Origin of the sequence: Streptomyces sp. NPDC050423 (assembly GCF_040655445.1) — a bacterium.
Lineage (GTDB): Bacteria > Actinomycetota > Actinomycetes > Streptomycetales > Streptomycetaceae > Streptomyces.
Map to the genome: position 1 here is coordinate 34,345 of NZ_JBFAJY010000030.1, position 20,978 is coordinate 55,322.

The 20,978-nt window shown below is 71.7% G+C and carries 20 protein-coding genes; 10 read left to right on the plus strand and 10 right to left on the minus strand.

What is annotated here, in order from left to right; translation table 11 throughout:
• Positions 1-111 precede the first annotated feature (111 nt).
• From AB0I52_RS21955 to AB0I52_RS21965, 3 genes are all read right to left on the minus strand, one after another.
• Positions 112-1,752 carry a phospho-sugar mutase gene (locus tag AB0I52_RS21955; protein WP_363075028.1) on the minus strand — a complete coding sequence of 547 codons (1,641 nt, stop codon included), beginning with the start codon at positions 1,750-1,752 and terminating at the stop codon, positions 112-114.
• 224 nt (positions 1,753-1,976) lie between these two features.
• The gene (locus AB0I52_RS21960; protein WP_363075030.1) at positions 1,977-2,801 is read right to left on the minus strand and encodes a purine-nucleoside phosphorylase; all 825 of its coding nucleotides are present in this window, start codon (positions 2,799-2,801) and stop codon (positions 1,977-1,979) included.
• A gap of 135 nt (positions 2,802-2,936) precedes the next feature.
• Positions 2,937-3,374 carry a gamma-glutamylcyclotransferase gene (locus AB0I52_RS21965; protein ID WP_024490113.1) on the minus strand — a complete coding sequence of 146 codons (438 nt, stop codon included), beginning with the start codon at positions 3,372-3,374 and terminating at the stop codon, positions 2,937-2,939.
• Positions 3,375-3,623: 249 nt separating this feature from the next.
• Between AB0I52_RS21965 and AB0I52_RS21970 the strand changes: the two genes are divergently transcribed.
• Both AB0I52_RS21970 and AB0I52_RS21975 read left to right on the plus strand, forming a co-directional pair.
• On the plus strand, positions 3,624-5,063 hold the full coding sequence (locus AB0I52_RS21970) for an NAD(P)H-quinone dehydrogenase (RefSeq protein ID WP_363075032.1): 1,440 nt from the start codon (positions 3,624-3,626) through the stop codon (positions 5,061-5,063).
• A gap of 185 nt (positions 5,064-5,248) precedes the next feature.
• Positions 5,249-6,208: a DeoR/GlpR family DNA-binding transcription regulator gene (locus AB0I52_RS21975; protein WP_363075034.1), complete on the plus strand. Its 960-nt coding sequence runs from the start codon at positions 5,249-5,251 to the stop codon at positions 6,206-6,208.
• Positions 6,209-6,263: 55 nt separating this feature from the next.
• Here the strand turns inward: AB0I52_RS21975 and AB0I52_RS21980 are convergent, their stop codons facing one another.
• Together AB0I52_RS21980 and AB0I52_RS21985 are read right to left on the minus strand one after the other, a co-directional pair.
• Entirely contained in the window at positions 6,264-6,848 is a 585-nt protein-coding gene (locus AB0I52_RS21980; protein ID WP_363075036.1) for a TetR family transcriptional regulator, read from the minus strand.
• 154 nt (positions 6,849-7,002) lie between these two features.
• Positions 7,003-8,757, minus strand: a complete 1,755-nt coding sequence (locus tag AB0I52_RS21985; RefSeq protein ID WP_363075038.1) for a biotin carboxylase N-terminal domain-containing protein — start codon at positions 8,755-8,757, stop codon at positions 7,003-7,005.
• 397 nt (positions 8,758-9,154) lie between these two features.
• Between AB0I52_RS21985 and AB0I52_RS21990 the strand changes: the two genes are divergently transcribed.
• Positions 9,155-9,604, plus strand: a complete 450-nt coding sequence (locus AB0I52_RS21990) for a hypothetical protein (RefSeq protein WP_363075040.1) — start codon at positions 9,155-9,157, stop codon at positions 9,602-9,604.
• A 30-nt stretch (positions 9,605-9,634) separates the two neighbouring features.
• On the opposite strand, the gene AB0I52_RS21995 is transcribed toward AB0I52_RS21990, so the two are convergent.
• The 4 genes from AB0I52_RS21995 to AB0I52_RS22010 form a co-directional block, all read right to left on the minus strand.
• On the minus strand, positions 9,635-10,252 hold the full coding sequence (locus AB0I52_RS21995) for a nucleoside triphosphate pyrophosphatase (protein ID WP_363075042.1): 618 nt from the start codon (positions 10,250-10,252) through the stop codon (positions 9,635-9,637).
• Positions 10,253-10,283: 31 nt separating this feature from the next.
• Positions 10,284-10,412: a hypothetical protein gene (locus tag AB0I52_RS22000; protein WP_093900106.1), complete on the minus strand. Its 129-nt coding sequence runs from the start codon at positions 10,410-10,412 to the stop codon at positions 10,284-10,286.
• 76 nt (positions 10,413-10,488) lie between these two features.
• The gene (locus AB0I52_RS22005; RefSeq protein WP_363075044.1) at positions 10,489-10,695 is read right to left on the minus strand and encodes an acyl-CoA carboxylase epsilon subunit; all 207 of its coding nucleotides are present in this window, start codon (positions 10,693-10,695) and stop codon (positions 10,489-10,491) included.
• 14 nt (positions 10,696-10,709) lie between these two features.
• Positions 10,710-12,302, minus strand: a complete 1,593-nt coding sequence (locus tag AB0I52_RS22010) for an acyl-CoA carboxylase subunit beta (RefSeq protein WP_363075046.1) — start codon at positions 12,300-12,302, stop codon at positions 10,710-10,712.
• Positions 12,303-12,435: 133 nt separating this feature from the next.
• On the opposite strand from AB0I52_RS22010, the gene AB0I52_RS22015 reads away from it, so the two are divergent.
• The 5 genes from AB0I52_RS22015 to hutH all read left to right on the plus strand — a co-directional run bounded on the left by AB0I52_RS22015 (position 12,436) and on the right by hutH (position 18,447).
• Complete coding sequence (locus AB0I52_RS22015) at positions 12,436-13,338, plus strand: biotin--[acetyl-CoA-carboxylase] ligase (protein WP_363075048.1); 903 nt, start codon at positions 12,436-12,438, stop codon at positions 13,336-13,338.
• Between the two features lie 121 nt (positions 13,339-13,459).
• Positions 13,460-14,644 carry an adenylate/guanylate cyclase domain-containing protein gene (locus AB0I52_RS22020; RefSeq protein ID WP_363075050.1) on the plus strand — a complete coding sequence of 395 codons (1,185 nt, stop codon included), beginning with the start codon at positions 13,460-13,462 and terminating at the stop codon, positions 14,642-14,644.
• A gap of 76 nt (positions 14,645-14,720) precedes the next feature.
• Positions 14,721-15,533: an enoyl-CoA hydratase-related protein gene (locus AB0I52_RS22025; RefSeq protein WP_363075052.1), complete on the plus strand. Its 813-nt coding sequence runs from the start codon at positions 14,721-14,723 to the stop codon at positions 15,531-15,533.
• 96 nt (positions 15,534-15,629) lie between these two features.
• Complete coding sequence (locus AB0I52_RS22030) at positions 15,630-16,817, plus strand: GGDEF domain-containing protein (protein WP_363075054.1); 1,188 nt, start codon at positions 15,630-15,632, stop codon at positions 16,815-16,817.
• 79 nt (positions 16,818-16,896) lie between these two features.
• Positions 16,897-18,447 (plus strand): histidine ammonia-lyase, encoded by a 1,551-nt coding sequence (gene hutH / locus AB0I52_RS22035; protein ID WP_363075056.1) that lies wholly within the window; start codon positions 16,897-16,899, stop codon positions 18,445-18,447.
• A gap of 161 nt (positions 18,448-18,608) precedes the next feature.
• Here hutH and AB0I52_RS22040 read toward each other — a convergent pair whose 3' ends face one another.
• A complete protein-coding gene (locus AB0I52_RS22040) occupies positions 18,609-18,899 on the minus strand; it encodes a hypothetical protein (protein WP_363075058.1) in 291 nt (96 codons plus the stop codon).
• Positions 18,900-19,045: 146 nt separating this feature from the next.
• On the opposite strand from AB0I52_RS22040, the gene AB0I52_RS22045 reads away from it, so the two are divergent.
• Positions 19,046-19,420: a hypothetical protein gene (locus AB0I52_RS22045; RefSeq protein ID WP_363075060.1), complete on the plus strand. Its 375-nt coding sequence runs from the start codon at positions 19,046-19,048 to the stop codon at positions 19,418-19,420.
• Positions 19,421-19,703: 283 nt separating this feature from the next.
• A complete protein-coding gene (locus tag AB0I52_RS22050) occupies positions 19,704-20,966 on the plus strand; it encodes an Ig-like domain-containing protein (protein WP_363075062.1) in 1,263 nt (420 codons plus the stop codon).
• The last annotated feature ends 12 nt before the right edge of the window (positions 20,967-20,978 follow it).

The following is a 20,978-nucleotide window of genomic DNA, read 5'->3' on the forward strand; positions in this document are numbered from 1 at the left end:
GAAACAGGCACGGAGCCGGAGCTGAAACAGGCACAGAGGGAGGGCACCCGCCCGGAGCGGGGCCCTCCCTCTGTGCCTGCGGGGGAGACCTTCAGCGGCCTCCGCCCGCCCTCAGATGCCGGCCGCGGCCGCCAGGTCCCGCTTGATGCCGGTGAGCAGCTCCGCGCCCTTCGCGCGGGCCGCCGGCAGTTCGTCGGCCGAGGCGACCGGCACCACGACCTCCAGGTAGCACTTGAGCTTCGGCTCGGTGCCGCTCGGGCGGACGATCACCCGGGCGCCCTCCAGGTGGTAGCGGAGCCCGTCGGTGGGCGGCAGCAGGTCGGTGCCGCGGAGAAGGTCCTCGGCCGAGGTGACGGCGAGGCCGGCGAGCGCGGTCGGCGGCTGCTCGCGCAGGCGGCGCATGGCGTCCGCGATGAGGGACAGGTCCTCGACCCGGACCGACAGCTGGTCGGTGGCGTGCAGCCCGTGCTCGACCGCGAGGTCGTCCAGCAGGTCGCGCAGTGTCCGGCCCTGTTCCTTGAGTACGGAGGCGAGTTCGGCGACGAGGAGCGCGGCCGTGATGCCGTCCTTGTCGCGGACGCCGTCCGGGTCGACGCAGTAGCCGAGCGCCTCCTCGTAGCCGTACCGCAGACCGTCCACCCGGGCGATCCACTTGAAGCCGGTCAGCGTCTCCTCGTAGCCGAGGCCCGCCTTCCCGGCGATCCGGCCGAGGAGGGACGACGACACGATCGACTCGGCGAACACGCCGGTGACACCGCGGCGCACGAGGTGGGCGGCGAGCAGCGCGCCGACCTCGTCGCCGCTCAGCATCCGCCAGCCGCCGTCGGCGGCCGGGTCCGGGACGGCGACGGCACAGCGGTCGGCGTCCGGGTCGTTGGCGATGACGAGGTCGGGGTCCGAGCGGCGGGCGGTGGCGAAGGCGAGGTCCATCGCGCCGGGCTCTTCCGGATTGGGGAAGGCGACGGTGGGGAACGCGGGGTCCGGCTCGGCCTGCTCGGCGACCAGGACCGGGGCGGGGAAGCCGGCCCGGTCGAAGGCCGCGGTGAGCACGGACGTGCCGACGCCGTGCATCGCGGTGTGGACGACGCGGGCGGTGCGTGGCGATCCGGCGCCGAGCACGGTGTCGGTACGCGCCAGATAGGCGTCCAGCACTTCGTCGCCGAGGGTCTCCCAGCCGTCGTCGGGGCGGGGCACGGTGTCCAGCGGGCCGACCGCGGCGATCGAGGCGGCGATCTCACCGTCCGCCGGGGGGACGATCTGCGAGCCGTCGCCGAGGTAGACCTTGTAGCCGTTGTCGCGCGGCGGATTGTGGCTCGCGGTCACCTCGACGCCCGCGACGGCGCCCAGATGCCTTATGGCGTACGCGAGTACGGGTGTGGGGAGCGGGCGGGGGAGCACCGCCGCCCGCAGACCGGCGCCGGTCATCACGGCCGCGGTGTCGCGGGCGAAGTCGGTGGACTTGTAGCGGGCGTCGTAGCCGATGACGACGAGGCCGCCGGCCTGTCCCTGGTCCTTCAGGTACGCGGCGAGTCCGGCGGCGGCGCGGATGACGACGGCGCGGTTCATCCGCATCGGACCGGCGCCCAGCTCACCGCGCAGGCCCGCGGTGCCGAACTGGAGGGTGCCCGCGAAGCGGCTGGCGAGCTCGTCGAGATCCTCGGTCTCGATGAGCTTGGCCAGCTCGTCGCGGGTCTCGGGGTCGGGGTCCTCGGCGAGCCAGGTCCTGGCCCGAGCGATGAGGTCCTGCTGCACGGTGTCCGCCTTCCTTGTGGTCTTGGGGTCTTGGTGGGGTTGCCGGGCGGGGGGGTGCGCCTGCGGCGGGCCTCTTCCCCTCCCCGCCCTTCCCCGTAACCGGGGCTCCGCCCCGGACCCCGCGCCTCAAACGCCGGCGAGGCTGAATCGGGCTTCTCAAGCCCCTCCGGCCGTTGAGGCGTGGGGGGTACGGGGGCAGCGCCCCCGGAACGGCCCGAGCCGGGTCAGATGCGGTCGAGCAGGCGCGCCAGCAGCGAGCCCATGCGGGTCGCCGAGTCGCGGCCCGCCTGGAGCACCTCTTCGTGGTTCAGCGGCTCCCCGCTCAGCCCGGCGGCCAGATTCGTCACCAGGGAGATGCCCAGGACCTCCGCCCCGGCCTCCCGGGCCGCGATCGCCTCCAGCACGGTGGACATGCCGACCAGGTCGCCGCCCATGACCCGGACCATGTTGATCTCGGCCGGCGTCTCGTAGTGCGGGCCGGGGAACTGCACGTACACGCCCTCTTCGAGGGTCTCGTCGACCTCCTTGCACAGCGCCCGCAGCCGCGGCGAGTACAGGTCGGTCAGGTCGACGAAGTTGGCGCCGATGATCGGCGACGCCGCCGTGAGGTTGATGTGGTCGCTGATCAGGACCGGCTGGCCGGGGCGCATGCCCTCGCGCAGCCCGCCGCAGCCGTTCGTCAGCACGACGGTCCTGCAGCCCGCCGCGACCGCGGTACGCACCCCGTGCGCCACGGCGGCGACGCCGCGGCCCTCGTAGAAGTGCGTGCGGCCGAGGAAGACCAGGGCGCGCTTCTCGCCGATCCGGTACGAGCGGATCGTGCCGCCGTGGCCCTCGACGGCGGGGGCCGGGAATCCCGGCAGGGCGGTCACCGGGAACTCGGCCTCCGGAATGCCGAGCGCATCGCCCGCGGGTGCCCAGCCGGAGCCCATCACGAGTGCGACGTCGTGGGTCTCGGCACCGGTCAGCTCGCGCAGGCGGGCGGCGGCGTCGGCGGCGGCGGCCTGCGGGTCGCCCTGGATGTGGTCCGGAATAACTGATGCGTTCACGCGGATGAGCGTAACCGCTGATTCCCTACGCGCGTAGATGCTCCCGTACAGAGTCCGAAAGCAGTCGTTCGTGCGTTCCCACAAGCGATGGGGCGGTGATCCTGCGGAATGGCGGCTCGCGGGCGCTGTCCGGGCTCAGCAGGGGCGCTTGCGGAGTTCCATCACATAGTCGTGCGGCGCGCCCGCGGAGTCGGCGGCATCCGCGATCTCGCCGAGGTAGCGGGCGGAGGGCAGCCCGCCCTCGTAACCGTTCAGCACGTACATCCAGGCCGGCTCCTCGCCGTCCAGGGTGTGCACCCGGACCCGCATCCGCCGGTAGATGTCGAGGCCGACACCCTCCCAGCGGTCCATGGAGTCCTCGTCCATCGGCGCCAGGTCGTACAGGGCCACGAAGACCTGGGAGCGCGGCGCCTCGACCACCGTGGCCAGCGCGCCCTCCCAGCCCATCTGCTCCCCGCCGAACGTCAGCCGCCAGCCGTTCAGCCAGCCGGTTCCGCGCAGCGGCGAGTGCGGTGCGCGGCGCGTCATCAGCCGCGCGTCGAGGTTGCCGGCGTATGCGGCGTAGAGCGACATGGGGTCGAGGGTACGGGAGGTGGCCCCGGGGAGGTCGATTCCCGGGAGGAAGACGCCCGCTCGGGGGGTGGGCCGCCTGCGGCCCGGCCCCTGCCCCCGGGGGGCCGGTGCACGTATGGAGGGCCCCGGGGCGAAGCACCTTGGCGCGTGCGGGACAATGAAGTACGTACTGCATTCACCCGGGGCGACCCCCTGGACCCCGGCCGGGGCAGCAGACGGCCGCGGGACGAAACGCGAGGCGGACTTTTCGTGACCCGGATCGTGATCATCGGCGGCGGACCCGGCGGGTACGAGGCGGCATTGGTGGGCGCCCAGCTCGGCGCGGAGGTGACCGTCGTCGACTGCGACGGCCTCGGCGGCGCGTCCGTGCTCACCGACTGCGTGCCCTCGAAGACCCTGATCGCGACGGCAGAGGTGATGACCACCTTCGACTCCTCGTACGAGGAGCTGGGCATCATCGTCGCGGACGACACCCCGAGCAAGGAGCAGGCGGCCCGCGTGGTCGGCGTAGACCTGGGCAAGGTCAACCGGCGGGTGAAGCGCCTGGCGCTCGCCCAGTCCCACGACATCACCGCCTCCGTCACCCGTGCGGGTGCGCGGGTGATGCGCGGACGCGGCCGGCTGGAGGGACTCCAGGCCGCCGACGGCTCCCGCCAGGTCGTGGTGACCGCGGCCGACGGCACGGAGGAGACCCTCTCCGCCGACGCCGTGCTGATCGCGACCGGCGGCCACCCCCGGGAGATCCCGGACGCGCTCCCCGACGGCGAGCGGATCCTGAACTGGACCCAGGTCTACGACCTCGACGAGCTCCCCGAGGAGCTCATCGTGGTCGGCTCGGGTGTCACGGGCGCGGAGTTCGCCGGCGCCTACCAGGCCCTCGGCTCCCGCGTCACCCTCGTCTCGTCCCGGGACCGGGTGCTGCCGGGCGAGGACCCGGACGCGGCCGCCGTCCTGGAGGACGTCTTCCGGCGCCGCGGCATGAACGTGATGGCCCGCTCCCGCGCCCAGTCCGCCAAGCGCGTCGGTGACCGTGTCGAGGTCACCCTCGCCGACGGCCGGGTGATCTCCGGCTCGCACTGCCTGATGGCGGTCGGCGCGATCCCGAACAGTGCGGGCATGGGCCTGGAGGAGGCCGGGGTCAAGCTCAAGGACTCGGGCCACATCTGGACCGACAAGGTCTCCCGCACCAGTGCGCCGGGCGTCTACGCGGCCGGTGACGTCACCGGGATCTTCGCGCTCGCCTCGGTCGCCGCGATGCAGGGCCGGATCGCGATGTACCACTTCCTCGGTGACGCGGTGACACCGCTGAACCTGAAGACGGTCTCCTCGAACGTCTTCACCGACCCGGAGATCGCCACGGTCGGCTACAGCCAGTCCGATGTCGACGGGGGCAAGATCGACGCCCGGGTCGTCAAGCTGCCGCTGCTGCGCAACCCGCGCGCCAAGATGCAGGGCATCCGGGACGGTTTCGTCAAAATACTCTGCCGCCCCGGTACCGGCATCGTCGTCGGCGGCTGTGTCGTCGCACCGCGGGCGAGCGAGCTGATCCACCCCATCTCGATCGCGGTCGACAACAATTTGACGGTGGAACAGATCGCAAACGCCTTCACCGTGTATCCGTCCCTGTCGGGATCGATCGCGGAAGTGGCCCGTCAGTTGCACACCCGTAAGCAGGCGGGCGAAGCGTAGAACGCCTCGGGGACCCGGCATTTCCCGGCAACTCCCGGCAAGTCAGGCGGTCCTGCGACCGCCGGCGATCAGTAGGGAACAACAAGGGGCCGCCTATACCACTTGGCGGCCCCTTGTGTGTACAACTTCTGCTATTCGGCGCAAACTGCTGAAAACTCTCGGGTGATCGCGTTACTGTCAGTTTCGTGTTCGCTGCAGAACGTCGTCAATTGATCCTCGAAATGGTGCGTGCCAACGGGGCGGTATCGCTCCGTGAGCTCGCCCGCGTCGTCCAGACCTCCGAAGTGACCGTACGGCGGGACGTGCGGGCACTGGAGGCAGAAGGACTCCTCGACCGCCGGCACGGCGGTGCGGTTTTGCCGGGCGGTTTTACGCGGGAGTCCGGCTTTCCGCAGAAATCCCATCTCGCCACCGCGGAGAAGACGGCCATCGCCGATCTGGCCGCCGGTCTCGTCGAAGAGGGCGAGGCCATCGTGGTCGGCGCCGGTACGACCACGCAGGAGCTGGCCCGCCGGCTCGCGCGGGTCCCCGGTCTGACCGTGGTCACCAATTCGCTGCTGGTCGCCCAGGCGTTGGCCCATGCCAACCGGGTCGAAGTGGTGATGACCGGGGGCACCCTGCGCGGTTCCAACTACGCCCTGGTGGGCAGCGGTGCCGAGCAGTCGCTCCAGGGGCTGCGGGTCTCGCGCGCCTTCCTGTCCGGGAGCGGACTCACCGCCGAGCGCGGGCTCTCCACGTCCAACATGCTCTCCGCGAGCGTGGACCGGGCGCTGGTGCAGGCGGCGGGGGAGGTGGTGGTCCTGGCGGACCACACCAAGCTCGGCTCCGACACCATGTTCCAGACGGTGCCGACCGACCTCATCACCCGGCTCGTGACGGACGAACCGGCCGCGCACGACGACCGGGCCGCGGCGGAGCTGCAGGCCCTGGCGGACCAGGGGGTGCAGATCGCGGTGGCCGGCGCCGGAGGTACCCAGACCCCGGCCGACCCCGCGCCGCCCGGCCGGACCAACCGCCGCGACATGCCCCTGCCGGGCCAGCGGCGGACGCACGGGGGCGGGCCGCAGCCGTTGCGCGGCACGGCGTCGATGCCGGCGGCGGAGCAGGGGGAGCGGGCACGTGTCGCGGACCTGCGCCGACGGTGATCCGGGCGGGGGCGCCGCCCCCTCACCCCCGCCCTGAACCGCGGGAGGGGCCTGACTACGGCGCCCGCAACCCCTGCACCGTCAGCGTCAGCAGCCGCCCCGCCAGCCCCGGATCGTCCGGCGACTGCTCCGCGGCCAGTGCGATCGCCTTCGTGAGCTGCATCAGATCGTCGATGGAGACCTCCGCCCGCACCGCCCCGCCCGCCTGCGCACGGGCCAGCAGTACCGAACCCGCCTCGCGCAGCGGCACATTGCACGGGGACAGCGCCGAAGTCTCGTCCCGGCACGTCGACATGAGCGCCTGGGCCAGCCCGCGGTACTCACTCGCATGAGTGATGATCGCGCCCAGCCACTCCACCAGCCCGTCGCACGGCCGCTCCGTCCCGGCCAACGCGCGGGAGCGGGCGATCAGGTCGGCCACCGCCTCCTGGAAGACGGCGCTCATCAGCGCGTGCCGGGTCGGGAAGTGCCGGTACAGCGTGCCGATCCCCACCCCCGCGCACCGCGCGACATCCTCCAGGGACGCCGTCGTGCCGTGCTCCGCGAAGGCGGTACGGGCCTCGGCCAGCAGCCGGTCGTAATTGCGGCGCGCGTCGGCCCGCATGGGCCGGGCCGGTGTCCCTGCCGTGCTCATCGCCATCGCGCAGTCCTCCCTGATTCCGCCGCGGGGGTCCAGGATGCCATCGCGCGTCCGGACCGGTGCCCCTCGGGCGGTGTTCCCCCGGCCCACGAACGGCGCCCCTGCCACGTCGTACGAGGTGACAGGGACGCCGGTGGAACGGAGCGAGTGGGGGTCAGTCCTTGATCTCGCAGATGACGGCACCGGACGAGACCGAGCTGCCGACCTCGGCGGCCAGGCCCTTGACCGTGCCGGCGCGGTGCGCGTTGAGCGGCTGCTCCATCTTCATGGCTTCCAGGACGACGATCAGGTCGCCCTCCTTGACCTCCTGGCCCTCCTCCACGGCGATCTTCACGATCGTGCCCTGCATCGGGGAGGCGAGGGTGTCGCCGGAGGCCGCGGAGCCGGACTTCTTCGCCGCGCGGCGCTTGGGCTTGGCGCCCGCCGCGAGCCCGGTACGGGCCAGGCTCATCCCGAGCGACGAGGGCAGCGAGACCTCAAGGCGCTTGCCGCCGACCTCGACGACCACCGTCTCGCGGCCGGACTCCTCGTCCGCCTCGGCGTCGGCCGGAGCGGCGAACGCCGGGATCTCGTTGACGAACTCGGTCTCGATCCAGCGGGTGTGGATCCGGAACGGGTCGGAGGTGAACGCCGGGTCGGCGACGACCGCGCGGTGGAAGGGGATGGCGGTGGCCATGCCCTCGACGGTGAACTCGCCCAGCGCACGGGCCGCGCGCTGGAGCGCCTGCTCACGCGTCGCACCGGTCACGATCAGCTTCGCCAGCAGCGAGTCCCAGGCGGGGCCGATGACCGAGCCGGACTCGACACCCGCGTCGAGGCGGACCCCGGGACCGCTCGGCGGGGCGAACACGGTGACGGTGCCGGGGGCGGGCAGGAAGCCGCGGCCCGGGTCCTCGCCGTTGATCCGGAACTCGAAGGAGTGGCCGCGCACGGCCGGGTCGTCGTAGCCCAGCTCCTCGCCGTCGGCGATGCGGAACATCTCGCGTACGAGGTCGAGGCCGGTGACCTCCTCGGTCACCGGGTGCTCGACCTGGAGGCGGGTGTTGACCTCCAGGAAGGAGATCGTGCCGTCCGTGCCGACGAGGAACTCGACCGTGCCGGCGCCGACGTAGCCGGCCTCCTTCAGGATCGCCTTCGACGCCGCGTACAGCTCGGCGTTCTGCGCCTCGGACAGGAACGGTGCCGGGGCCTCCTCGACGAGCTTCTGGTGCCGGCGCTGGAGCGAGCAGTCACGGGTGGAGACGACGACCACGTTGCCGTGGGAGTCGGCCAGGCACTGGGTCTCCACGTGCCGCGGCTTGTCGAGGTAGCGCTCCACGAAGCACTCCCCGCGCCCGAACGCGGCCACGGCCTCACGGACCGCGGAGTCGTACAGCTCCGGGATCTCCTCCAGGGTGCGGGCGACCTTCAGCCCGCGCCCGCCGCCACCGAAGGCGGCCTTGATCGCGATCGGCAGCCCGTTCTCCTCGGCGAAGGCGACGACCTCGGCCGAACCTCCGACCGGGTCCGGGGTGCCCGCGACGAGCGGGGCACCCGCGCGCTGCGCGATGTGGCGGGCGGCGACCTTGTCACCGAGGTCCCGGATCGCCTGCGGCGGCGGGCCGATCCACGTCAGTCCGGCGTCCAGCACGGCCTGGGCGAACTCGGCGTTCTCCGAGAGGAATCCGTAACCCGGGTGGATCGCGTCCGCCCCGGAGTCCTTGGCAGCCTGGAGCACCTTGGCCATGTCCAGATAACTGGCGGCCGGGGTGTCACCGCCCAGCGCGAAAGCCTCGTCGGCCGCACGCACATGCAGAGCGTCGCGGTCCGGGTCTGCGTAGACGGCCACGCTCCCGATTCCCGCGTCCCGGCAAGCTCGGGCAACACGGACAGCAATTTCGCCACGGTTGGCGATGAGCACCTTGCGCACGATGGCTCCCTCCTTGAAACAAGCTGAGTTTAGGGACTACCGACACGGCCCTACGACCCGTCCCCAATGGTGAGCTTGCCCACACAGAGTGTGGTTCGAGGCTTGCTCAAGTCGCGAAATCCCTTGTGGCACCACGGTACGCCGGGATCCATAACCGCACAGTAGCCACGAGGTGTGGTCCAGGTCTCTGTCGGTACGGGCAGCGACGCCCGGTGTTTCTTTGTCTGATTCCTACTAACGGCTGCGCGATTCTTTGCCCGCCGTCCGGCCGTCCGCGTGGTGGGGGCCCGTCGCGGGGCCGCAGAGGTGCTGAGGCGGCCGAACCCCTTGTCCGGAGCAATACCGATGAGTAGGGTCCGCGCTATCGCACGTACTGCAGGTAACAGGGGGGAGTGTCATGGTGCGCAGGCCGGTGGCTTTCATAGCCGCGATCGTGCTGTTCGCGGAAGCCGTGGGCATCGTGATCGTCAACGGCGTCATGGCGACGGTCGTGAAGAACCAGGACATGTCCCTGGCGGGGATGGACCCCGGCGCCATGGCCAACGGCACCTGGGCGATGGGCGGAGTCTCCGGACTGTTCCTGCTGCTGTGCGGGGTGCTGCTCCTGCTGACCGGCATCCGCGACCGGGCCCCGGGCCGGATCGCCCGGATCGTCCTCATCTGCTGCGCCGTCGTCCACGGGGTGCTGGGCGCGTTCACGGTGGGGCTGGTCGGCTGGACCGCGTTCGTCTTCATGACGGTGGTGCTCGGACTGATCGTGCTGACGCTGGTGGCGTACGGCGCGGACCGCGAGAAGCCCGCCGCCGAGGCCGGTATCGAGCAGCCGGCGGCCCCGGCCCCGGCCTGACCGGGACGGGCCGACCGGGACGGGCCCCGCTCAGACCCAGAGGTCGGTGACCGGGATGCCCAGCTCGCCCAGCAGCCGTCGCAGCAGCGGCAGCGAGAGTCCGATGACGTTGCCCGGGTCGCCGTCGATGGAGTCGACGAACGGCGCCGAGCGCCCGTCGAGGGTGAAGGCGCCCGCCACGTGGAGCGGTTCGCCGGAGGCCACGTAGGCGGCGATCTCGGCGTCCGTCGGCTCACCGAAGCGGACCGTCGTGGACGCGGTCTCGGAGACCGTCCGCCCGGCTGCGGTGTCGATCAGGCTGTGACCCGTCCGCAGCACCCCCGACCGGCCCCGCATGGACTTCCAGCGGGCCGTGGCGTCCTCGGCGTCGGCCGGTTTGCCGAGCGCCTCGCCGTCGAGTTCGAGCACCGAGTCGCACCCGATGACCAGGGCGCCCGCGACATCCACAAGCGCGGCCACGGCCGCCGCCTTGGCCTCGGCGAGTACCAGCGCCAGCTCGGCGGGGGTCGGGGCGCTCAGTGCGTCCTCGTCCACCCCGCTGACGATCACCTCGGGAGCGAACCCGGCCTGCCGGAGCAGACCGAGGCGGGCGGGGGAGGCGGAGGCGAGCACGAGACGACGGGGCGCGGGATCAGTCATGCGCGCCATCGTACAAATCAGCCGCACGCCCCCTGCGCGGTCACCGCGTCCCGAGCACGAACATGGCGACCACCATGGCCAGGGCGAGCACCAGACCCGCGCGCCGCATCATGTCCTGGGCGTCGCGCAGTTCCTTCGGCGGCTTGTTCTCGGGGTCCGACCACAGCATGCGTCCGATCCTGCTGCGCGGGCCGCGCGGACGCCTGAGTACGCGTACTCAACCGCCCCGACAGCCTCGTGCCGGGCTACCCGGGCCAGTACGTCCGCGCCCAGGCGCGCGGCCCCGGCAGATGACGGCCGCGCCGGGCGACCCGGCCCGGGTCGGACCACTGGCCGGGCAGCTCCGGCGCACCGGACGACACGGCGGCCACCGCGGCGGCGCGCGCCTGCACGACCGCGAGCGCGGCTGCCAGCTCTTCCGGGGTCGGGTTGCCCCGTATGACCTTGATCATGGCCAGAGCCCTTTCTAGAGAGGGATGTTGCCGTGCTTCTTCGGAGGCAGCGACTCCCGCTTGGTCCGCAGCTGCCGCAGTCCCTTGGCCACGTGGGCCCGGGTCTCGGACGGCATGATCACCGCGTCCACGTAACCGCGCTCGGCCGCCACGTACGGGTTGAGCAGCGCGTCCTCGTAGTCCGCGATCAGGCCGGCGCGGGTGGTGTCCCTCTCGTCGGCGTCCGTCACGGCGGCGATCGTGCGGCGGTGCAGGATGTTGACGGCGCCCTGCGCGCCCATGACGGCGATCTGGGCGGTCGGCCAGGCGACGTTGATGTCGGCGCCCAGGTGCTTGGAGCCCATGACGTCGTAGGCGCCGCCGAACGCCTTGCGGGTGATCACCGTGATCAGCGGGACCGTCGCCTCCGCGTACGCGTAGATCAGCTTGGCGCCCCGGCGGATGATGCCGCTGTACTCCTGGTCGACGCCGGGCAGGAAGCCGGGCACGTCCACGAAGGTCAGCACGGGCACGTTGAAGGCGTCGCAGGTGCGCACGAAGCGCGCGGCCTTCTCGCTCGCGTTGATGTCCAGGCAGCCGGCGAACTGCATCGGCTGGTTGGCGACGATGCCGACCGGATAGCCCTCCACCCGGCCGAAACCGGTGAGGATGTTCGGCGCGAACAGGGCCTGGGTCTCCAGGAATTCGCCCTCGTCCAGCACGTGCTCGATCGCGGTGTGCATGTCGTACGGCTGGTTCGCCGAGTCGGGGATGAGCGTGTCCAGCTCGCGGTCCTCGTCGCTGGTCGCGAGGTCCGCCTCCTCCGGGAAGGCCGGGGCCTCGGAGAGGTTGTTGGACGGGAGGTAGGAGAGCAGCGACTTGACGTACTCGATGGCGTCCTTCTCGTCGCCCGCCATGTGGTGCGCCACACCGGAGGTGGTGTTGTGGGTGCGGGCGCCGCCGAGCTCCTCGAAGCCGACGTCCTCGCCGGTGACCGTCTTGATGACGTCGGGTCCGGTGATGAACATGTGCGAGGTCCGGTCGACCATGACCGTGAAGTCGGTGATCGCGGGGGAGTAGACCGCGCCGCCCGCGCACGGTCCGACGATCAGCGAGATCTGCGGGATGACACCCGAGGCGTGCACATTGCGCCGGAAGATCTCCGCGAAGAGGCCCAGCGCCGCCACGCCTTCCTGGATGCGGGCGCCGCCGCCGTCGTTGATGCCGATGACCGGACAGCCGGTCTTCAGCGCGAAGTCCATCACCTTGACGATCTTCTCACCGTAGACCTCGCCGAGCGAGCCGCCGAAGACCGTGAAGTCCTGTGAGTACACGCAGACGGGGCGGCCGTCGACCGTGCCGTACCCGGTGATGACACCGTCGCCGTACGGGCGGTTCTTCTCGATCCCGAAGTTCGTCGAGCGGTGCCGGGCGAATTCGTCGAGCTCCACGAAGGAGCCCTCGTCGAGCAGCAGAGCGACGCGCTCGCGCGCCGTCAACTTGCCCTTCGCGTGCTGCTTTTCCACCGCGCGCGCGGAACCCGCGTGGGTCGCCTCCCGGGTACGGCGCTGCAGGTCCGCGAGCTTGCCCGCGGTGGTGTGGACGTCGGTCTCTTCCGGCTCGGACATCGGGTTGCGGCTCCCTGCCTGGTCACGGGGACGACTGTGCTGCTGATCAGCGGATGAACAGCTACTGTCCCGTAGCGTATCGGCGCGGATACGGTTCGGCAGTGCGTCGTTTGACACACCTAGGGTGGCTTGCATGACACCTTCGGATGCGTCTCACAGCCGTTGGTCGGACCTGGACCGGCCGCCCCTGAACGTTCCCGCGCTGCGCCGCGGTCTGCTCCGGCCGGACGGGCTGTGGAGCTCCCTCGACGTCGTGGACACCACCGGCTCCACCAACTCCGACCTCGCGGGGCGGGCGGCCGGGCTCACCGAGGGCGCCGTCCTGGTCGCCGAGGAGCAGACCGCCGGACGCGGACGCCTCGACCGGACCTGGACCGCCCCGGCCCGCTCGGGCCTCTTCTTCTCCGTCTACCTGACCCCCGGCGGCATCCCGGTACGGCACTGGGGATGGCTGCCGCTGCTCACCGGGGTCGCGGTGGCGGCCGGTCTGGCGAAGTCGGCGGGCGTCGACACCGCCCTGAAGTGGCCCAACGACGTCCTGGTCACCGTCCCCAAGGACTCCGGCGGGCCCCGTCCGGGGGAGACCCAGGCCACCGAGGAGCGCAAGACCGGCGGCATCCTGGCCGAACGCGCCGGGGACGGCGTCGTCGTCGGCATCGGCCTCAACGTCTCCCTGCGCGCGGACGAGCTGCCCGCCCCCACGGCCGCCTCGCTCGCCCTGGCCGGAGCCGTCTCCACGGACCGCGAGACGCTGCTCAGGGGCGTGCTGCGCTCACTGGAGCAGTGGTACGGGAAGTGGCGCGAGGCGGACGGCGACGCGGCCGCGAGCGGCCTGCGGGAGGCGTACGCGGCGAGCTGCGCGACGCTCGGGCGGACGGTACGGGCCCAGCTGCCGGGCGGCCGCACGCTCACGGGGGAGGCGGTGGCGATCGACGGGGACGGGCGGCTGGTCCTGTCGACCGGCGACGGACTCCAGGAGCCGGTGTCGGCCGGCGACGTCGTGCACCTGCGGGGAGCCGGGGGCGGTCTGACCTGAGCGGCGTGCCCCGTTTCCGGGTGACCTGGGGACGTGAGGTAGGGCACACCTGCCGTATCGTTGAGGCGATCCACCGACAGATCGGCAGGGCAGTGCGCAGGGAACGGGCAGGAGGCGGCTGGTGACCGTCGACGACACAACCTCCGGCGACGGCGCGGAGCCCCCGTCGGACCCATCGGGCTACGCGACACCGCATCACGAAGTCGACCACACGGCGGAGCCGACCGACGATCCCCTCGCGATCAGGCTGGAAGCGCTGATCCTGGGCGCCGACCGGCGCTACACCCCGTTCCAGGCCGCCCGGACCGCGGGCGTCTCCATGGACCTGGCGTCCCGGTTCTGGCGGGCCATGGGCTTCGCCGACATCGGCCAGGCCAAGGCGCTGACCGAGGCGGACGTGCTGGCGCTGCGGCGGCTGTCCGGTCTGGTCGAGGCAGGGCTGCTCAGCGAGCCGATGGCGATCCAGGTGGCCCGGTCGACCGGGCAGACCACCGCCCGGCTGGCCGAGTGGCAGATCGACTCGTTCCTGGAGGGCCTCACCGAGCCGCCCGAGCCCGGAATGACCCGTACCGAGGTCACGTACCCCCTGGTCGAGCTGCTCCTGCCGGAGCTGGAGGAGTTCCTCGTCTACGTGTGGCGGCGCCAGCTCGCCGCCGCCACCGGCCGGGTCGTGCAGGCCGCGGACGACGACGAGATGGTCGACCGGCGCCTCGCCGTCGGCTTCGCCGACCTCGTCGGGTTCACCCGGCTCACCCGGCGCCTGGAGGAGGAGGAGCTCGGCGAGCTCGTCGAGTCCTTCGAGACCACCTGCGCCGACCTGGTCGCCGCCCACGGCGGCCGGCTCATCAAGACGCTCGGCGACGAGGTTCTCTTCGCCGCCGACGACGCGGGCACCGCGGCCGAGATCGCGCTGCGCCTCGTCGAGGCCATGGCCCTGGACGAGACGATGCCGGCGCTGCGCGTCGGCATCGCGTTCGGCACGGTCACCACCCGGATGGGCGATGTCTTCGGCACCACGGTGAACCTCGCCAGCCGGCTCACCTCGATAGCGCCGAAGGACGCCGTCCTGGTGGACGGGGCGTTCGCCGAGGAGCTGACCCGTACCGGCGACGCCCCCGTCTCCGAGGCCCAGGCCGCCGAGGACGCGGCGGCAGCCGCCGAGCGCGCCGAGAAGGAGGGCGCGGACGGCGAGGAGCCGGGACCCGTGCCCAAGTACCGCTACGGGCTCCAGCCGATGTGGCAGCGACCGGTGCGCGGCCTCGGTGTCGTCGAGCCGTGGCTGCTGGCCCGCCGCGGCCAGTCCTGACCTCGCCCCGTCCGGCTTGAGGGGCAGCGCTCTAGGATCCCTGCGGTAACGCTCGTTAACCGACAGGGGTGCAGTCATGACCGTCACGTCCGAGCAGCGGTTCGGGGATTTCGTCGTCGTACGGGGTCACGAGGGCCTGGAGCATGTCGCCGAGCTGGTCCTCGACCGGCCGCGGGCCATGAACGCGGTGTCCACGGACATGGCCCGCTCGATCGGGGCCGCCTGCGCCGCGCTCGCCGCCGACCCGGACGTCCGGGTCACCGTCCTCACCTCCAGCCATGAGCGGGCCTTCTGCGTGGGGGCGGACCTCAAGGAGCGGAATTCCTTCACCGACGCCGACCTGGTGCGCCAGCGGCCCACCGCACGCGCCGCCTACACCGGTGTCCTCGAACTGCCCATGCCGACGATCGCCGCGGTGCACGGCTTCGCGCTCGGCGGCGGCTTCGAGCTGGCCCTGTCCTGTGATCTGATCGTCGCCGACCGGACCGCTCTGGTGGGCCTGCCCGAGGTCTCGGTCGGGGTCATCCCGGGCGGCGGCGGCACCCAGCTGCTGCCGCGCCGGATCGGGGCGGCGCGCGCCGCCGAGCTGATCTTCACCGCCCGCCGGGTGGAGGCGGCCGAGGCCCGGGAGCTGGGGCTGGTCGACGAGCTGGTGGCGGAGGGCGAGGACCGGTCCGAGGCGCTGGCGCTCGCCGGCCGGATCGCGGGCAACTCCCCGGTGGGGCTGCGGGCGGCCAAGCGGGCGCTGCGACTCGGGCACGGGCTCGATCTGCGGGCCGGCCTGGAGGTGGAGGACTCCGCGTGGCGGTCGGTGGCCTTCTCCGGAGACCGCGCCGAGGGCGTCGCCGCGTTCAACGAGAAGCGGAAGCCGAACTGGCCCGGGGAGTGACGCGCATGTGACGGTGAGTGATCGCAAGGCCACGCAACGCGCATGATTATGGGCGCAAACTGATCAAATCGGCATGAATCTACATAGGCTGTAGCGATGGGTGGTGATGATGCGCGGCTCCGGGCCGTGGTTTCGCTTGCACAGGCGATGGCGGCGGCGCACACCCCGCGGGGGTGCTGGCGAGCGGCTGCGCTGGGGGCCTGCGGGGCGCTGGGCGGCAGCTTCGCCGCACTGTCGGTGTGGGAGCGCGGGCGCGGGCGGCTGCGCGTCCTGGTGAACGCGGGCGACCGGGCCGAGGGGGAGGAGGAGTTCCCCGACGAGGAGACGTACCCGGTGCACCAGTTCCCGGAGATCACCGAGTTCCTCCACGAACGGTGGGCCGGGGGCGGTGAGCCGGACGCCTGGGTGGAGACCGCCGAGGGCCCGGTGGAGCCGGAGCCCGCGGACGGTGAGCGGGGGGCCGGGGCGGTGGGTGCGCCCGGTCACGGGCACGGCTACTGCCATCAGCGGGTGGCGGCCCTGCGCCGGCGCGGGCGTGGCTGCTGTGTGGTGGCGCCGATCGTGCTGCACGGCCGGGCCTGGGGCGAGCTCTATGTGGCGCGTCCGGTGGGGGAGCCGGTGTTCGGGCGCGCGGACGCGGACTTCGCCACTGTGCTGGCCGCCGTCGTGGCCGCCGGGATCTCCCAGACGGAGCGCCTGGAGGAGGTGCGCAAGCTCGCCTTCACCGACCCGCTGACCGGCCTCGCCAACCGGCGGGCCGTCGACATGCGGCTGGACGAGGCGGTGGAGCGGCACCGGGTGGACGGTTCGGTGGTCAGCCTGGTCGTCTGTGACCTCAACGGGCTGAAGCGGGTCAACGACACCCACGGCCACGCGGTCGGGGACCGCCTGCTGGAACGTTTCGGCTCGGTGCTGTCCCGGTGCGGCGCCATGCTGCCCGGCGCCCTGTCGGCCCGGCTCGGCGGGGACGAGTTCTGTCTGCTGGCCGTGGGTCCGGCGGCGGACGAGGTGGTCGCGGTGTCCACCGAGCTCTGTGAGCGGGCGGCCGAGCTGGAGTTCGGCAACGGGGTCGCCTGCGGGATCGCCTCCACCGGTGACCCGATCGGCCCGGTCGTCTCCGCGCGGCGGCTGTTCCGGCTCGCGGACGCGGCCCAGTACCGGGCGAAGGCGGCCCGGTCGCTGGAGCCCGTGGTGGCGGGACGCGACGGCGAGGTGATCCGGTTGGCGGACTCCCCGCCCAAGCCCGCCCACGACCGTCGCCGGCTGCGCGGAAACCGGCCCTGAGCTGCGCGGTCCGATCGGTAAGGGGTCAACCCGGCGACCACTAGTGACATGAAGCGATTCAATCCGTACGCTTCTGAATATGGATATGCATACAGTCGTGGTGGGGACGTCCGGTACCACTGCCCAGGACGTCATCGCCGTGGCCCGCGGCAACGCCCGCGTCGAGCTCTCCGAGGCCGCGGTGGGCGCTCTCGCCGCGGCCCGTGAGGTCATCGAGGCGCTCGCCGCCAAACCCGAGCCGGTCTACGGCGTCTCCACCGGATTCGGGGCCCTGGCCAGCCGCCACATCAGCCCGGAACTCCGCGCGCAGCTCCAGCGCAACATCGTCCGCTCGCACGCCGCCGGCATGGGCCCGCGGGTCGAGCGCGAGGTCGTCAGGGCGCTGATGTTCCTCCGTCTGAAGACGGTCGCCTCGGGCCACACGGGCGTACGGCCCCGGATCGCGCAGACCATGGCCGACGTCCTGAACGCGGGGATCACACCCGTCGTTCACGAGTACGGTTCGCTCGGCTGCTCCGGCGATCTGGCGCCGCTCTCGCACTGCGCGCTGACCCTGATGGGCGAGGGAGACGCGGAGGGCCCCGACGGCGTCGTGCGCCCCGCGGGCGAACTCCTCGCCGCCCACGGCATCACCCCGGTCGAGCTGCGCGAGAAGGAGGGCCTGGCCCTCCTCAACGGCACCGACGGGATGCTCGGCATGCTCGTGATGGCCATCGCCGACCTCCAGAACCTCTACACATCGGCGGACATCACCGCGGCCCTCTCCCTGGAGGCCCTGCTCGGCACGGACAAGGTCCTCGCCCCCGAGCTGCACGCCATCCGCCCGCACCCGGGCCAGGGCGTCAGTGCCGACAACATGCTGCGGGTGCTCGCCGGATCGGGCCTCACCGGCCACCACCAGGACGACGCCCCCCGCGTCCAGGACGCCTACTCCGTGCGGTGCGCCCCCCAGGTCAACGGCGCGGGCCGCGACACCCTGGACCATGCCCGGCTCGTCGCGGACCGCGAACTGGCCGCGGCCGTGGACAACCCGGTGGTGCTCTCCGACGGCCGGGTCGAGTCGAACGGCAACTTCCACGGCGCCCCGGTCGCGTACGTCCTGGACTTCCTGGCGATCGTCGCGGCCGACCTCGGCTCGATCACCGAGCGCCGGACCGACCGGCTGCTGGACAAGAACCGTTCGCACGGGCTGCCGCCGTTCCTGGCGGACGACGCCGGCGTCGACTCCGGCCTGATGATCGCCCAGTACACCCAGGCGGCCCTGGTCAGCGAGATGAAGCGGCTCGCCGTCCCGGCCTCGGCGGACTCGATCCCGTCCTCCGCGATGCAGGAGGACCACGTCTCGATGGGCTGGTCGGCCGCGCGCAAGCTCCGTACCGCCGTCGAGAACCTCGCCCGGATCGTCGCCGTCGAGCTGTACGCGGCGACCCGGGCGATCGAGCTGCGCGCCGCGCAGGGGCTCACCCCGGCGCCCGCCTCGCTGGCGGCCGTCGAGGCGCTGCGTGCGGCGGGCGTGGAGGGGCCGGGCCCGGACCGCTTCCTGTCGCCGGACCTGGCCGCCGCGGACGCCTTCGTGCGCGCGGGGAAGCTGGTCGCGGCGGTGGAACCGGTGACGGGGCGGCTCGCCTAGGGCCTGTATTGGGTTGTCACGCGGAAGGAGGAGCGGGGCTGCGAGCGTGCGTGCCCAGCCCCGTGACGCCGCGGGACAACCCAATACAGGCCCTAGTTCCTTTCGGTGACGTACGCGAAAGCGGCCGCCGGGTGGATCGGGTGGCCGCTTCCGCGTGACGGTCAGCGCGCCGGCAGCAGGCCGGCGCGGCGGGCGGAGTAGGTGACGAAGCCCGCGCCCATGCCCAGGAACGCCATGCCCCCGATCAGGTACGGGGTCGTGTCGATCCCGGTCCCGGTGTCGGCGAGCGTCGTACCGTCCGTGCCGGTGGCGTGGACGGCGGACGTCCGGCCCGGCGCGCCCGCGGTGGCGCCCGTGCCACCGGTCGCGTTGGCCGTCGGGACGAACCAGAGGGCGCACAGCAGCGTTCCCGCAGCGATGGCGGTCAGGAGCGGGCGGCGGGTGATGGCCACAGAATCGATCCCCCTTGTGACAGCCGTGAGTTAGGCCTGCGACCGATGCTAGTGAAAGCAGCGGGTCGCAGGAAAGCCGCGGCGGCCGGGAGCTTACGCTCCGGCACATGAGCACTTCTGAGACATCACGTTATGTTCGGCTTCAGGTGGAAATGGTGTTGGAGATCACGGACGCCGATGCCCTGAGCGGTACCGCTCTGGAGAGCCTCGCGGCCGAGTTCGGTGAGCCCGGCGGCGATTCCGCCGAGGAACGCACGCATGCCGAGACCGCGGTCCGGGAAGACGCCGCGGAGGCCCTCGCCTCGCTGATCGACCCGTTCGACCTGGTCAGTGAGGTGCCCGGGGTCGAGCTGGCCCAGGCCTCCTGGAACAGCGAGGGCATCGCCTACGACCCGCAGGACCCGGACGGATGGGACCTCGACGACGGCGACGACGAAGAGGACGAGGACGAGGACGGCGCCGGCGTCCCGCACAATGGGAAGGAGAACGACGACGACGGCAGTGCGGAGCGGCGGGCGTAGCAGGTGGAGAACACCGGCCCCGACCCGCTTCCGGCGGGCCGGGGCCGGTGTACGTGACAGCCGGCGCACCGGGTCGTGAAGCTGCTGAACAACGGGTCGGACACCGGCGGCACCCACGTGGTGGACCACGGGAACCACCGCTGATACCACCGCGTCGATGAGTGGTGTTCCCCACATCTCCCGCAGATGTGGAACGGGTAACCCTTTCAGGGTGTTCTAGGAACATTGACGGGGCATCGCCGGTCGACGGCCCGGCTCGGGGTTTTTGGGGAATTCGGCAACGATGGAGAAGCGTGTGATGACGGACAGCAAGCGGCGCAAGGGCCTCATGGCCGCGTCCGCACTGCTCGGCGGCGTGCTGGTGCTTACGGCCTGCAGCGACGGCGGGGGCGGTGCCGGCCCCGACAGCTCGAAGAAGTCACAGGCGGCCGCGGTCGACAAGGCGGCGGCCGAGGAGGCTTCGGAGGCGCAGATAGCGATCTCGCCGAAGAACGGTGCGACCAACGCGAGCATCAACAACGACGCGAAGGTCTCCGTCGCCAAGGGCAAGCTCACGGTCGTCACGATGACCACGGCGGCCGGTGCGAGCGTCAAGGGCACCCTCTCCGCCGACGGCACCAGCTGGAAGCCGGACGCCCAACTGGAGCGCTCGACCACGTACAAGATCAGCGCCACGGCGAAGGACTCGAAGGGCCGCGACGCGCACGAGAACTCCTCCTTCACCACCGTGTCGCCCGCCAACAGCTTCATCGGGAACTTCACCCCCGAGGACGGTTCCACCGTCGGCGTCGGCATGCCCGTCTCGATCAACTTCAACAAGGCGATCACGGACAAGAAGGCCGTCCTGGACGGCATCACCGTGACGTCCAGCAGCGGCCAGCAGGTAGCCGGCCACTGGTTCAACGCGCAGCGGCTGGACCTGCGCCCCGAGGACTACTGGCAGGGCGGTTCCACCGTCACGCTGAAGCTGGCGCTGGACGGCGTCGAGGGCGCTGACGGCGTCTACGGCGTGCAGCAGAAGACGGTCACCTTCAAGGTCGGCCGCAACCAGGTCTCGACCGTGGACGCCAAGACGCACATGATGACCGTCGCCCAGAACGGGAAGACGATCAAGACCATCCCGATCTCCGCCGGTTCCTCGGAGAACCCGACGTACAACGGCCAGATGGTGATCTCCGAGAAGTTCAAGGAGACCCGGATGGACGGTTCGACGGTCGGCTTCACCGATGACGACGGCAAGGGCGAGTACGACATCAAGGACGTACCGCACGCCATGCGGCTGTCCACGTCGGGCACCTTCATCCACGGCAACTACTGGGGCGCCAAGTCGATCTTCGGCAGTGCCAACACCAGCCACGGCTGCGTCGGTCTCTCCGACACGAAGGGTGCCGGCGACGCCGCCGCGCCCGGCGCGTGGTTCTACAACAACTCCATGATCGGTGACGTGGTCATCATCAAGAACTCCCCGGACAAGACCATCCAGCCCGACAACGGACTCAACGGCTGGAACATGAGCTGGGCCCAGTGGACGGCTCCCGCGGCCTGATCCGACGTCCTG

Coding starts and splice junctions, on each gene's coding strand:
- AB0I52_RS21965 (WP_024490113.1), bottom strand. CDS start 3,374: ATGTCGCTCTACGCCGCATACGCCGGCAACCTCGACGCGCGGCTGATG.
- AB0I52_RS21980 (WP_363075036.1), bottom strand. CDS start 6,848: ATGGCGATGAGCACGGCAGGGACACCGGCCCGGCCCATGCGGGCCGAC.
- AB0I52_RS21990 (WP_363075040.1), top strand. CDS start 9,155: ATGGTGCGCAGGCCGGTGGCTTTCATAGCCGCGATCGTGCTGTTCGCG.
- AB0I52_RS21995 (WP_363075042.1), bottom strand. CDS start 10,252: ATGGCGCGCATGACTGATCCCGCGCCCCGTCGTCTCGTGCTCGCCTCC.
- AB0I52_RS22000 (WP_093900106.1), bottom strand. CDS start 10,412: ATGCTGTGGTCGGACCCCGAGAACAAGCCGCCGAAGGAACTGCGCGAC.
- AB0I52_RS22005 (WP_363075044.1), bottom strand. CDS start 10,695: ATGATCAAGGTCATACGGGGCAACCCGACCCCGGAAGAGCTGGCAGCC.
- AB0I52_RS22010 (WP_363075046.1), bottom strand. CDS start 12,302: ATGTCCGAGCCGGAAGAGACCGACGTCCACACCACCGCGGGCAAGCTC.
- AB0I52_RS22015 (WP_363075048.1), top strand. CDS start 12,436: ATGACACCTTCGGATGCGTCTCACAGCCGTTGGTCGGACCTGGACCGG.
- AB0I52_RS22025 (WP_363075052.1), top strand. CDS start 14,721: ATGACCGTCACGTCCGAGCAGCGGTTCGGGGATTTCGTCGTCGTACGG.
- AB0I52_RS22030 (WP_363075054.1), top strand. CDS start 15,630: ATGGGTGGTGATGATGCGCGGCTCCGGGCCGTGGTTTCGCTTGCACAG.
- hutH (WP_363075056.1), top strand. CDS start 16,897: ATGGATATGCATACAGTCGTGGTGGGGACGTCCGGTACCACTGCCCAG.
- AB0I52_RS22050 (WP_363075062.1), top strand. CDS start 19,704: ATGGAGAAGCGTGTGATGACGGACAGCAAGCGGCGCAAGGGCCTCATG.